The sequence below is a fragment of the Kyrpidia sp. genome (assembly GCF_023512215.1).
Lineage (GTDB): Bacteria > Bacillota > Bacilli > Kyrpidiales > Kyrpidiaceae > Kyrpidia > Kyrpidia spormannii.
The window spans coordinates 30,044-41,718 of sequence record NZ_JAILZZ010000023.1 but is presented as its reverse complement, the minus strand read 5'-3'; the positions used below and the strand labels follow the sequence as shown (position 1 = coordinate 41,718).

The following is an 11,675-nucleotide window of genomic DNA, read 5'->3' as shown; positions in this document are numbered from 1 at the left end:
GACAAGAGATACTTTATCAAATCCCGGCTGATGATGCAACCGGTAGTTCGTGGAAACGCCCGCGACGTCTGCCGCGCCTCGCTTTCCAGCCCCCTAGGGACAGCCCCATTTGAGAGCATTATCTATTATATCACGCCGGTCCTTTCGTGACAAGGGCCTGCGGGTCCCCGAACACTCCGTTGGCGAACCCATGCACATCCGGACGCCTTCTGGTCGCGGAGCCTCAGATCCCGTTGTCTAGGAACAACCTGCTGACCACCCCCGGCGGGGGGATTCCGTCTGCGGGGTACTTGTTGCAACCAACAGGCCGGCGACGCCTTACAAAGTCGCATCACCCGAGCTCGAGGACAACCCATCGGTAATCTGGCCTTCTTTGAGCGCGTAAAACGTCCCGGTGGCCTGGATGATAATTTCCCCTTCGTCATTAAACACGTCGCATCGCGTCGTGATTACCCTGCCTCCTCGATGGACGACAGACGCTTTCGCCACCAGCTCCTTGCCCAAACCAGGTTGCAAATAGTTCACCGTCAGCGACAAAGTCACCGATGGCCGCCCACTTGCGTGATAGGCAGCCAGCCCCATGGCCGTATCCGCGAGTGTCGCCGTGATCCCCCCGTGAACAATCTGCAGATTATTGTATAAAAGCTCCGTGATCTTCATCCGGATTACCACAGAATCATTCGCCAAATACTCCACCTGGGGATCGAACAAGCTGGCCAAAAAGGTCGGGCGTCTTCGTGCGGCAATCTGAAGCAGCTCCGGAAACCAAGGGTTGTTCCTGGCTTCTTTTAGTAATTGTTCTTCATCCAATGGCTATCCCCCCCCTTGGAACTTTCGCGGCTCATCAACGATCCCGCATCAAGGGAAACAACAATACGTCCCGAATCGAAGCTTGGTCGGTCAAGAGCATGACCAGCCTGTCCACCCCGATCCCGAGGCCTCCCGTGGGCGGCATTCCATATTCCAACGCCGTCACAAAATCCTCATCCATCTCGTGAGCTTCATCGTTTCCCTTGGCGCGCTCCTCCAGTTGATCCAAGAAGCGCTTCCTCTGATCGACGGGATCGTTCAGCTCCGAAAAAGCGTTGGCATGCTCCCTACCCACGATAAACAGTTCAAACCGATCCGTCAACCGCGGGTCCGCAGCACTGCGTTTAGCTAGGGGGGAGATCTCCACCGGGTACCCGTAGACGAAAGTCGGCTGTACCAGATGCTGCTCCACTTTCTGTTCAAAGCACTCATTCACAATGTGGCCGAATTCCATCCCCGGGTCGATCTTGACACCGCAATTCTCAGCCAGCTGTCGCGCCTGTTCCGTCCCGGATACCTGGCGGAAGTCAATGCCCGTATAATGCTGAATCAAGTCCATCATAGATTCCCTTCGCCACGGTGGCGTGAGGTCGACCGCCTGACCCTGATACTGGATCTGAGTCGTTCCCAACACCTCCCGAGCGATGGTGGCGATCAGGCTCTCGGTAAGGTCCATCATATCCCGGTAATCCGCATAGGCTTGGTACAACTCCATCATTGTGAACTCCGGGTTATGTTTTGTCGATATCCCCTCATTTCGGAATACCCGCCCGATCTCATACACCCGTTCTAAGCCGCCTACGATCAACCGCTTCAGGTGCAACTCCATGGCGATCCGCATGTAAAGTTCCATATTCAGCGCGTTGTGGTGGGTCACGAAAGGGCGGGCCGCCGCCCCGCCCGCCACGCTCTGCATCGTCGGAGTTTCCACTTCCAGGAAGCCGTGATCGTCCAAGAATCGGCGCATCACCCGAATGATGCGGCTCCGTAAAACGAAGGTCTCCCGAACTTGGGGGTTGACGATCAAATCGACATAGCGATGTCGGTACCTCAATTCGACATCCTTGAGTCCGTGCCATTTCGTGGGAAGCGGTCTGAGAGACTTCGTCAACAGTTCCACCCGGTCGGCAAAAATCGTCACTTCGCCCCGATTGGTCCGCAACACTTCCCCTTCTACGCCAATGATATCGCCTAAATCGAGCATGTCGAATACTTGGTAAGCGAATTCCCCCACCCGGTCCAGGCGGACGTAAATCTGGATCTGTCCGCTCCGATCGAGGATGTGGGCAAAACTGGCTTTTCCGTGGCCGCGCTTGGTCATGATTCGGCCGGCCACCCGCACATGAAGTCCTTCTTGTTCCAATTCCTCCTTTGACCGATCTCCTGCAAAATCCAGCACCTGGGCCGCGGTATGCGTAGGCACCCACCGATGTCCAAAGGGTTCTACACCCATCTCCTGGAGTTTCTCGACTTTTTCAAGCCGTACCTGCATCAGGTGGTCGATCTCCTGGGAGGACAACTCCTCACTCGTTTCTTCCGTTAACCCGGGCCTTCGGCGCCCATCTTGATCCGTCATGCGCTCCTTCAACTCCTGTTAAATCGGTTCACTTCTTAATCTGTAAAATTTCATATTGGAGCACGCCGTCCGGCACCTCCACATTGACGACTTCGCCCACCCGCCGCCCAAGCAGCGCCCGGCCCACGGGAGATTCGTTGGAGATCCGGTTTTCTACCGGATCCGATTCCGCAGAGCCGACGATGGTGTATTCCACCACCTCACCGAACTCGAGATCCTTAAGGGAAACGGTCGACCCAATGCTCACCACATCGGTATCCACATCACTATCCTTAATGATCCGCGCGTTGCGCAGCATTTTCTCTAAGGTAATGATACGCCCTTCTACAAAGGCTTGTTCATTCTTTGCGTCTTCGTATTCCGAGTTTTCACTGATATCCCCGTAGCTGATAGCCGTTTTTATGCGTTCAGCCACCTCACGGCGTTTTACCGATTTAAGATATTCCAATTCTTCTTCCAGCTTCTGCAACCCCCCAGGGGTTAGCAGCACTTCTTTTTCCGACATACAGGTCGCTCCTTCTCCACGCGGAATGAAAAATCCCTTATGCTCTCCCAGTCAACGTGTATAGCATCGTATGACAAGAACGAAGGCTTTATTCAATCTTACAAGAACGGCGCTGTTGTGCCATTATACCGTATCACGCCTCAATGAGCTAGAAAGCACCGTCAACGCATGGGAGGTTGACAGTGCTTGCAGGGCACTCGGTCGACCGCGCCCCTATTATACGAACGAAATGTTTAGATCGTCAATCAACGCCCGCCCCCCAGCAAGTAATCCTCGGACGTACTCCCAGCCGCTCCAACCAGTAGTGGTAGAAAGACTCATCCGGGTACAGGTTGCGCCCGGACCCGAGCAGTGCAGGAGGTTCCCCTGCCATGGCGACAAAAACAGCCTCCAGCACATTCGTGCCAAACGAGCGCCCTTCCCATTCAGGTGTGGTGGTGATGAGCCCTCCCGCGCCCCGCCGGCGCAACAATTGCTCATCTTCCCGGGTCACCGTATTCGTCAGGATCCAAACACCTTCCAGCCTTTCGGGCAGATGCCGGCGTATATAATGAAAATCCCCGGCGATCACGTCCGCCCTCCGATACACTCGGCGGTACTTAGGGCGAATCTGCTCCTGCCGCTGCCCGGTGGGATACAGCCAGTGAATCGGCAGTTGTGTAACAACGGGACCGAGGACGTGGCCCATTCGGTTCAGCGTTTGGAGAGAATGCAGCGGTACAGGGATACCGAGGCCGAACATGAGGTCCCCAAACGTCACCCGGCACCCCTCAGCGACCAGGGTTTCAGCCATACCAAAACGGTCCACCGCACTCACGAGAAGAACATTCTTCCGGCGCAGTGCGACCTGCGGATCTTCCGCCAGCTGACGGACCACCCGGCGTTCTAACGTGTGTTTTAGACCACTGCCATCCACAACTGGCGTCTTGTGAGCCAAGCGCGCCAGCCGCTCGGCTTGCCGGAACACATACCGTCTTCCGCCGACGTACAGATAACGGTCGATCCCTCCCAGCCCGATGGCAGCCGCTCGTCCATCCCATTCCCGAATGGCAGCCATGGCACGGCGGACATCCCCATCAGTACCGATTCGTTCAATGACCAACATCTGGCCGTCCCATTCCATGATCACGCGGTGATTCCGTCGAGACGAGCCCAGACTCACACTGACAACATGTCTCAGGGTGGTCACCCCTTCCCATCAGAGGAAGGTTTGTTCAATCTGACCGCCCTAGTATGTACCGGGCCGGGCAGCGGCATACCCGTCAGCCGACCCGGCGGGTCAATCGTTCGGCATATCCTTCTAACAAACTCCTCATCTGCTCTTCGGTTTCTGCCTCGTTTAACTGCTGACGCATCAATGCCGCGTCCGGCAGCCCCTTGATATACCAGCCAGCATGCTTTCTCATTTCGCGGACGCCGATCCAAGGCCCCTTTTCTGCCACCAGCAACTCCAGATGTCGAAGACACACTCGAATCCTTTCATCAACGCCTGGTGAAGGGAGCTTCTGCCCCGTTTTGAGATAATGCACCGTTTCTCGGAAAATCCAGGGATTGCCGAGAGCGCCCCGGCCGATCATGACACCGTCGCAGCCAGTTTCCTGTAGCATTTGCGCGGCCGCTTCCGGGGTAGATACGTCTCCATTTCCGATAACAGGAATTCGCACCGCCTCTTTGACCTGCCGAATGATCGACCAATCGGCGTGACCGCTGTACATCTGTTTAGCCGTTCGCCCGTGAACCGTGACAGCTTTTGCACCGGCTTCCTCCACGGCCAGGGCAACCTCCAACGCGTTGACATGGTCGTCATCCCAGCCTTTACGGAACTTTACCGTGACTGGTTTGTCCACCGTCTGCACAACCGCTCGTACGATTCGAGCGGCATAGTCCGGGTCCCGGGCCAACGCCGCGCCGGAACCGTTCTTATAAATCTTCAACACAGGACAACCCATGTTAATGTCGATCACATCCGCGTTGGTGGCGGTCCCTACAGTCTCGGCGGCCCGCACCATAGAATCCAGGTCGCTCCCCACCAGCTGGAGGCTCACGGGATGCTCGTCTGGCAAAATATGGAGCATGCGCAACGTTTTCGCATTCGCATTCACGATCCCTTTGGTTGCCACCATTTCAGCACAGACCATCCCCGCCCCCATTTCTTTCGCCAGAATGCGAAAGGCGGGATTGGAAACCCCGGCCATGGGAGCAAGAATCACATTGTTGTCCAACTGCACATCGCCAATGCGGAGATCAGTTTTGATCAAACGGTATCACCTCCACCCTGGATGCCGCCGACTAACTCCTGTTCGTCGATCCCCAAGGCTTCCCCGATGGCCCGCAACACATGCGGCGACGGGATCTTGGCCCCCCGCTCGATAGCGCCCAGGACCGCAACCGAGAGATGAATCCGATCTGCCAACTCTCGCTGGGTGAGATTCTTCAGTTTTCGAAAGGCGCGTATTCTCCTTCCCAACCGATTTTCCATCGGCGAATCCCACCCTTCTTGCGGGCCTGTTCAGCAATCTCCGCCATCGTTTGCCCGAGCACAGGATGGCGGAGTTCGGGAGCCAACTCTGCCATGGGAACCATCACGAAAATGCGATCGTGCATCCGGGGATGAGGAATCTGTAACTCCGGCGTGTTCACCACTAGGTTATCGAACAAAAGGATATCGATGTCAATGGTTCGGGGGCCCCATCGGATTGTTCGAGTCCTGCCGAGTCGGGTCTCCGTGTCCCGGGCGACTTGGTGAACAACTTGCAAAGGGGCCGCCGTCCGCAAAAACAGACAGGCATTCAAGAATAACGGCTGGTGTTCGACCCCAACGGGATCGGTCTCATAAAGAGAAGAGAGCTTCATGCGAATCGGTTCAAGGTCTCGTTGTAAACCAGTCACGGCCTGGCGGAGGTACGTCTCCCGATCGCCAAGGTTTGCCCCGAGCCCGAGGTACACGTCATGCATCGTTTCGGAAGCGTTCAATCTCCACCGCCACCCCCTGCATCGTGCCGGGAAAAGGCGGAGATGGTTTCACAAGTTTTACCCGTACGCCTTCCACCGGCCAACGCATCAACAGGGCGTCGGCGATTCGCTCGGCGACCGCTTCTAACAAGCGGTATTTTTTTCCTTCCACCGTCTCCCGGATCACCCGGTAAATCTCTGCATAATCCAGTGTATCACGAAGATCATCAGACTGTCCCGCAGCCCGCGTAGAAAAATGTAAGTGTACGTCTGCGATAAATCTCTGCCCCAGAACCTGTTCCTCGGGGAACACGCCGTGGTAAGCGTAAAATTCCATCCCGAGCAGGCTGATTGCGTCCACTTCACGCCCCCCTTCCGATCATGGCCTCGGTCATGCGAACGGTCCGCACCATCTCCGGTACATCGTGAACGCGAACGATATCCATGCCTAAGGCAACGCCTAAGGCCACCGTTGCGGCGGTTCCCTCCACCCGACGGTCAACGGGCAAATTGAGCGTCCGACCGATCATCGATTTTCGCGATGTCCCGAGGAGAACGGGATAACCCAGAGCCCGGACATCCCGCAGACGCCGCATGATGAGCAGATTTTGCTCATAAGTCTTTGCGAATCCGATGCCGGGATCGAGAATAATCTGTTCCTCCCGTACACCCGCTCGCCTCGCCAACTGCACCGACTCCCACAGGTCCTGGAGGAGCGTCCCAATGGGGTCGCGCTCGACAGGCGCCTGTCGATTATGCATCACAATCACGGGAACGCCGAGGCGCGCCACCAGCGGGGCCATTCGCGGATCCCGCTTCAGCCCCCAGACGTCGTTCACCACGTGCGCCCCCTCCCGAATCGCGGCCTCGGCTACCTGGGCTTTGTACGTATCGACAGAAATCGGCACATCAAGTTCCCGGGCCACCGCCCGTACCACTGGCAACAGACGCCGCAATTCCTCCTCGGCGCTAACCGGCGAATGGCCGGGGCGAGTCGACTCCGCGCCGATATCGATGATGTCCGCCCCCTGAGCCACCATTTCCCGGGCGTGGGCCAAAGCCCTTTCCAGGTCGTTGAACCGCCCCCCGTCCGAAAAGGAATCCGGAGTGACATTGAGGATCCCCATGACGAGGGTACGCTCCCAACCCCAGGTCCAGGGTCCCACTGTCAACGGTTTTCGCGCTCTTTCCGACCGTTGCACAGCATCCCGCAGAGCGGTGCCGACCTCGGCCGCCCCTGGGTCTCCCGGTGTTTCTAAAAGACGATCCGCCGCCTGGAAGAGCTGTTCCTTAGCCGCTGTCACAATCCAGTGGCGACGGCCGGCGCTCACCTGGCACCCGGTCTCGGAAAAAATCCCCAATAGCCGTACATCGGATTCCACCCCATCTTCCCAGTCCAAACGTACCTGCAGGGGAAATAGACTTGTTAGTCCCCCGGTTGCCGGCGTGTCCACCGGATCATCCCCGATTAGCCGCCACTCCTCTCGCCACAACTCCGGGGTGTCGAGGTAAACCACCCAAGCTCCGCGAACCTTCCCCCCCACTGCCTATCGCCTCCTACACCGATCGTCCTTCGTCCAAAGCCCGAAGTGCTTCACAACTAAACCGGTACACCTTCCCACAAAACTGGCACCGAACTTCGGCGCCGCCTTGTTCCTGGCAAAGGGATTCTCGCTCTTCCTTGCCCAGAGCCACCAAAATCCTTTCGATCCGTTGTCGAGAACACCTGCACCGAAACGCAACGGGTACCCGATCGAGAACCCGGACATCCGGGACCACATGCGCCAACAGCTCTTCGGGAGTCACACCCCGGTCCAACATCGCGGTCACCGATGGGATACTGGTCAGCGCCCCTTCCAGATCGGTGGTTTCCTCTTCAGACAGGCCCGGAAATGACTGGATGATAAATCCGCCGGCCTGTTTGACCCTTCCATGTGCATCCACCAACACCCCTACGCCCACCGAGGATGGCAATTGCTCTGAAACCGCGAAGTAATACGCGAAATCCTCCCCGAGTTCGCCAGACACGAGAGGGACACTACCTCGATAAGGCTCCCCGAATCCTAAATCTTTTACGACATAGAGAGCCCCTTTTCCTACGGCACCTGCGACGTCAAGTTTTCCTTGATCGTTCAACGGGAGATCCACATTTGGGTGATCCGCGAAGCCCCGAACCCGGCCTGCCGCGTCAGCATCCACAACGATGGTTCCGATGGGGCCGTCTCCCATGACTTGAACAGTGAGACGTTGATCTCCTTTCAGCATGGCCCCTATCATCGCGCCGACGGTGGCTGCCCGGCCCAAGGCAGCTGTCACCACGGGCCAAGTGCCGTGGCGCCGCCTCAATTCTTCCACCAATTCCGTCGTCCTGGCTGCGTAAGCGCGCACTTTGCCAGAACGGGCCACTGCACGGACTATGTAGTCATGCAAAGTCTTCCCTCCCGAATGTCGATCCCGGTTCTCGCGCCGATGACCCATCGGTCAGCGATTTCGTTCCCAAATGATCCGCAAGCCATGAAGGGTTAAATAAGGGTTAACCTCTTCGATGGTTTCCGATTCCGAACTGATCAACTCGGCCAGGCCTCCAGTCGCGATGACGCGAAAAGGCAGGCCCAGCTCCCGGCGAATCCGCGTTACGAGCCCGTCCACTTGACCCACAAATCCGTAGATGACGCCGGACTGCATCATGTCGATGGTATTGCGGCCCAAAACGTGATCGGGCTTGACCAACTCGATCCGGGGCAGCTTCGCGGCCCTCTGAAATAAAGCTTCCACCGAGATCGCGATACCTGGAGCGATCGGCCCGCCCAAATATTCTCCCCGTTCATTCACTACGTCAAAGGTGGTGGCCGTTCCAAAATCGACGATCACCAGAGGCGGCCCGTAAAGCTCGATGGCGCCCACGCAATTGACGATGCGATCCGCCCCCACTTCTTTGGGATTTTCGATCTTGATCGGAAGGCCAGTGCGAATCCCCGGACCTATGATTAACGGTTTTTTGTGAAAATATTTTTTCGACATGCGATCCAAGGCCAGCATCAATGGGGGGACCACGGAGGAAATCACGACGCCGTCAATATCCGATACGGACACGCCCTGATCGGCGAATAAGCTTTTAATCATCATGCCCAGTTCATCTTCCGTTTTTTCCCGGGCAGTGGCCATGCGCCAGTGATAAAGAAGATCGCGACCCTTATAGACACCCAGCACAATATTGGTGTTCCCTACATCCATCGTCAATAACATGGCTACCCCTCATTCCACCGTTCATTCGGACGCCGACGACTGGCCCTCCTCAGCTTCGCTGGGAACCAGATCGAGATCGAGAGAAATATCCAGGGCGGTCGATGAATGGGTCAAAGCCCCGACCGATATGTAATCAACACCCGTTTTCGCGATGTCTACCACGTTTTCCTCTGTTACCCCACCGGATGCTTCGACCACCGCCCGGCCATTGATGCGCTCCACCGCTTCCTTCATCTGCTCCACCGTCATGTTGTCCAACATGATAATGTCCGCTTTGACTTCCAGTGCCTCGTCAATTTGCTCGAAGGTTTCCACCTCGACCTCGATCTTCATGGTATGGGGAGCCCCGCGTCTGACGGCCATGATCGCTTGTTTCACGCCTCCGGCCACAGCAATGTGATTATCTTTGATGAGCACGGCATCAAAGAGACCAAAGCGGTGATTATACCCTCCGCCCACCCGCACGGCATACTTTTCCAACGCGCGGAGGCCCGGAGTCGTCTTGCGAGTGTCCGTAATCCTCGCATGATAATACCGGACCGACTCCACGAATTTGGCCGTTTTGGTGGCAATCCCCGAAAGCCTTTGCAGGAAGTTCAGTGCCACCCGCTCCCCCGTCAGAATGGAGGAAGCTCGCCCTTCAACCACGGCGACGATCTGTCCGGGGCCCACGGACTCTCCTTCCCGCAGCGATTCTTGGAAGGTGACTTCGGGATCGAGGATCTCAAAAACCTGACGGGCCACGGGCAAACCCGCGATCACACCCGAACTCTTTGCCCGAAACGTACCACGGGCTCGAGCCCCTGCAGGAACAACATGACGCGTGGTGACATCTCCGTGTCCAACATCCTCCCGGAGGGCTCGTTTGACCACCTCCAGGATTTCTTCCTTATCCAGTTCCATCTATCTGTCCACCTCCCGGATGTAGGCACCTCGATCCCGAGAAAACACGAGATGAGCTCGCCACTCGGTATCGTTCGTCTCCGGGAAATCATGCCGATAGTGTGCTCCCCGAGACTCCTTGCGCAACTGTGCCGCTTCAACCACTAGAAACGCGGTGGTCAGCAGGTTGACCCATTCCGCCTCGGCACGATTTCGAACCGGGTAAACCAAAGACGGCAGCCACCGGCCAAGCCCTGATAAGGCCCGGGCGATGGAGTCCCCGGACCGAAAGACACCGACCTCTTTCATCATCAGCCTTTGTAGCTCCCGGCGAAACGATTCAATGGCCCCTGGCACCCGCGGATCAGGTAGGCTGCGAATAGACGAGGGGTACCCCTCATCTGCGACTTCCGGTCCGTTCAGCGACAAGGAGCGCCGGCGGCGGAACCCTTCTTGCCGGGCCCGCTCTGCAGCGCGTCGGGCGAAGACGGCTCCCTCGATCAGGGAGTTGCTGGCCAATCGATTCGCTCCCTGAACACCGGTGGAGGCCGTTTCACCGACAGCAAAAAGCCCAGGAATTGTCGTCCGCCCGTCTAAATCGGTCACCACGCCGCCCATCATGTAGTGGGCGGCAGGCGCTACCGGAATCCAATCCCTGGCCATGTCTACTCCTTGGCCCAGTAAAAAATCGTAGATATTCGGGAACCGATCCCTCAGCCACTCCGCGGGCCGATGGGTCATATCAAGGTACACCCTCGATTCTTCTCCCTGGTTTAACTCTTTGGCAATCGCCCTCGCCACCACATCCCTCGGCGCCAACTCGCGCTGTGGGTGATTTTCTAGAAAACGATGTCCGTCCCGATTGCGCAACACCGCTCCCTCTCCCCGCAAAGCCTCCGACAAAAGGAAGGCGGGAGCACCTTCACCTGCATAAGCCGTGGGGTGGAACTGGACAAATTCGAGATCCCTCACCTCGGCGCCGGCGCGGTAGGCCAGGGCGATCCCGTCCCCTGTAGCCCCTGCAGGGTTTGTGGTCCGGGCGAACAATTGACCCGCTCCCCCGGTGGCCAAGATGGTGGCCGCGCCCACGAAAACGTGCCAAACCGTTTCCCGGCCATCCTCCTGAACTGCGACCGCCCCGACGCAACGCCCGCCCACCGTCAAGAGGTCGACAACCATCGTTTGTTCCCACAATGTGATGTTCGGATGTCTACCAACCTGCCGCAGGAGCGCGGAAGCAATCCCTTTCCCCGTGGCGTCGCCCCCCGAGTGAAGTATCCGCCGACGACTGTGCGCCGCCTCCCGGGTCAAAGCATACTCCCCGTCCGATCGGTCAAAGGAGGCACCTTGCTCGATCAAGTCCCGGATGACAGAGGGCGCCTCTTCTACCAACGTCCGAACCGCCTCCGGTTCGTTGAGGCCGGCTCCGGCAGCCAGGGTATCCTGAGCATGCAAATCGGGAGAATCGTCGAGACCCACCGCGGCAGCAATGCCGCCCTGAGCGGCAAAGGTGTTACTGTCCTCCGGGGCGCCTTTGTATAGAACCGCCACTTTGCCCCAGGCGGCCAGCTTCAATGCCGCATATAACCCGGCGATCCCGGCGCCGATCACCACAGCATCCACCTCATGGGCTGGGGCCTCTCTTGGATCCACGGATGCCACGTATCGGGGCACAACCATCCTTGCTCCCCCTCCGATGACTTC

Annotated in this window: 13 protein-coding genes; all 13 read right to left on the bottom strand. The window is 57.6% G+C overall.

The window, feature by feature from the left end; all coding sequences use genetic code 11:
• Window positions 1–318: 318 nt before the first annotated feature.
• A complete protein-coding gene (locus K6T64_RS09725) occupies window positions 319–810 on the bottom strand; it encodes a PaaI family thioesterase (protein WP_100666518.1) in 492 nt (163 codons plus the stop codon).
• A 34-nt stretch (window positions 811–844) separates the two neighbouring features.
• A complete protein-coding gene (gene lysS, locus K6T64_RS09720; RefSeq protein ID WP_288009902.1) occupies window positions 845–2,329 on the bottom strand; it encodes a lysine--tRNA ligase in 1,485 nt (494 codons plus the stop codon).
• An 85-nt stretch (window positions 2,330–2,414) separates the two neighbouring features.
• Window positions 2,415–2,891: a transcription elongation factor GreA gene (gene greA / locus K6T64_RS09715; RefSeq protein ID WP_013074181.1), complete on the bottom strand. Its 477-nt coding sequence runs from the start codon at window positions 2,889–2,891 to the stop codon at window positions 2,415–2,417.
• Between the two features lie 241 nt (window positions 2,892–3,132).
• On the bottom strand, window positions 3,133–4,014 hold the full coding sequence (locus K6T64_RS09710) for a quinate 5-dehydrogenase (protein ID WP_170086723.1): 882 nt from the start codon (window positions 4,012–4,014) through the stop codon (window positions 3,133–3,135).
• 139 nt (window positions 4,015–4,153) lie between these two features.
• A complete protein-coding gene (gene dusB / locus K6T64_RS09705; protein ID WP_170084643.1) occupies window positions 4,154–5,149 on the bottom strand; it encodes a tRNA dihydrouridine synthase DusB in 996 nt (331 codons plus the stop codon).
• Entirely contained in the window at window positions 5,146–5,370 is a 225-nt protein-coding gene (locus tag K6T64_RS09700; RefSeq protein WP_288009894.1) for a helix-turn-helix domain-containing protein, read from the bottom strand. Before K6T64_RS09700 ends, dusB begins: the two co-directional genes overlap by 4 nt.
• Window positions 5,325–5,864 (bottom strand): 2-amino-4-hydroxy-6-hydroxymethyldihydropteridine diphosphokinase, encoded by a 540-nt coding sequence (folK, locus tag K6T64_RS09695; RefSeq protein WP_288009892.1) that lies wholly within the window; start codon window positions 5,862–5,864, stop codon window positions 5,325–5,327. Before folK ends, K6T64_RS09700 begins: the two co-directional genes overlap by 46 nt.
• Window positions 5,839–6,204 carry a dihydroneopterin aldolase gene (gene folB / locus K6T64_RS09690; protein WP_100666513.1) on the bottom strand — a complete coding sequence of 122 codons (366 nt, stop codon included), beginning with the start codon at window positions 6,202–6,204 and terminating at the stop codon, window positions 5,839–5,841. Before folB ends, folK begins: the two co-directional genes overlap by 26 nt.
• A 1-nt stretch (window position 6,205) precedes the next feature.
• Window positions 6,206–7,387 (bottom strand): dihydropteroate synthase, encoded by a 1,182-nt coding sequence (folP, locus tag K6T64_RS09685; protein ID WP_288009890.1) that lies wholly within the window; start codon window positions 7,385–7,387, stop codon window positions 6,206–6,208.
• 13 nt (window positions 7,388–7,400) lie between these two features.
• Window positions 7,401–8,273, bottom strand: coding sequence for an Hsp33 family molecular chaperone HslO (gene hslO / locus K6T64_RS09680; protein ID WP_288009888.1), 873 nt, complete (start codon window positions 8,271–8,273; stop codon window positions 7,401–7,403).
• A gap of 51 nt (window positions 8,274–8,324) precedes the next feature.
• The gene (locus tag K6T64_RS09675; RefSeq protein WP_013074173.1) at window positions 8,325–9,089 is read right to left on the bottom strand and encodes a type III pantothenate kinase; all 765 of its coding nucleotides are present in this window, start codon (window positions 9,087–9,089) and stop codon (window positions 8,325–8,327) included.
• Window positions 9,090–9,110: 21 nt separating this feature from the next.
• The gene (nadC, locus tag K6T64_RS09670) at window positions 9,111–9,992 is read right to left on the bottom strand and encodes a carboxylating nicotinate-nucleotide diphosphorylase (protein ID WP_100666511.1); all 882 of its coding nucleotides are present in this window, start codon (window positions 9,990–9,992) and stop codon (window positions 9,111–9,113) included.
• Window positions 9,993–11,651, bottom strand: coding sequence for an L-aspartate oxidase (nadB, locus tag K6T64_RS09665; protein WP_288009886.1), 1,659 nt, complete (start codon window positions 11,649–11,651; stop codon window positions 9,993–9,995).
• Window positions 11,652–11,675: the final 24 nt, after the last annotated feature.

Coding starts and splice junctions, on each gene's coding strand:
- greA (WP_013074181.1), bottom strand. CDS start 2,891: ATGTCGGAAAAAGAAGTGCTGCTAACCCCTGGGGGGTTGCAGAAGCTG.
- K6T64_RS09710 (WP_170086723.1), bottom strand. CDS start 4,014: ATGGAATGGGACGGCCAGATGTTGGTCATTGAACGAATCGGTACTGAT.
- K6T64_RS09700 (WP_288009894.1), bottom strand. CDS start 5,370: ATGGAAAATCGGTTGGGAAGGAGAATACGCGCCTTTCGAAAACTGAAG.
- K6T64_RS09675 (WP_013074173.1), bottom strand. CDS start 9,089: ATGTTATTGACGATGGATGTAGGGAACACCAATATTGTGCTGGGTGTC.
- nadC (WP_100666511.1), bottom strand. CDS start 9,992: ATGGAACTGGATAAGGAAGAAATCCTGGAGGTGGTCAAACGAGCCCTC.
- nadB (WP_288009886.1), bottom strand. CDS start 11,651: ATGGTTGTGCCCCGATACGTGGCATCCGTGGATCCAAGAGAGGCCCCA.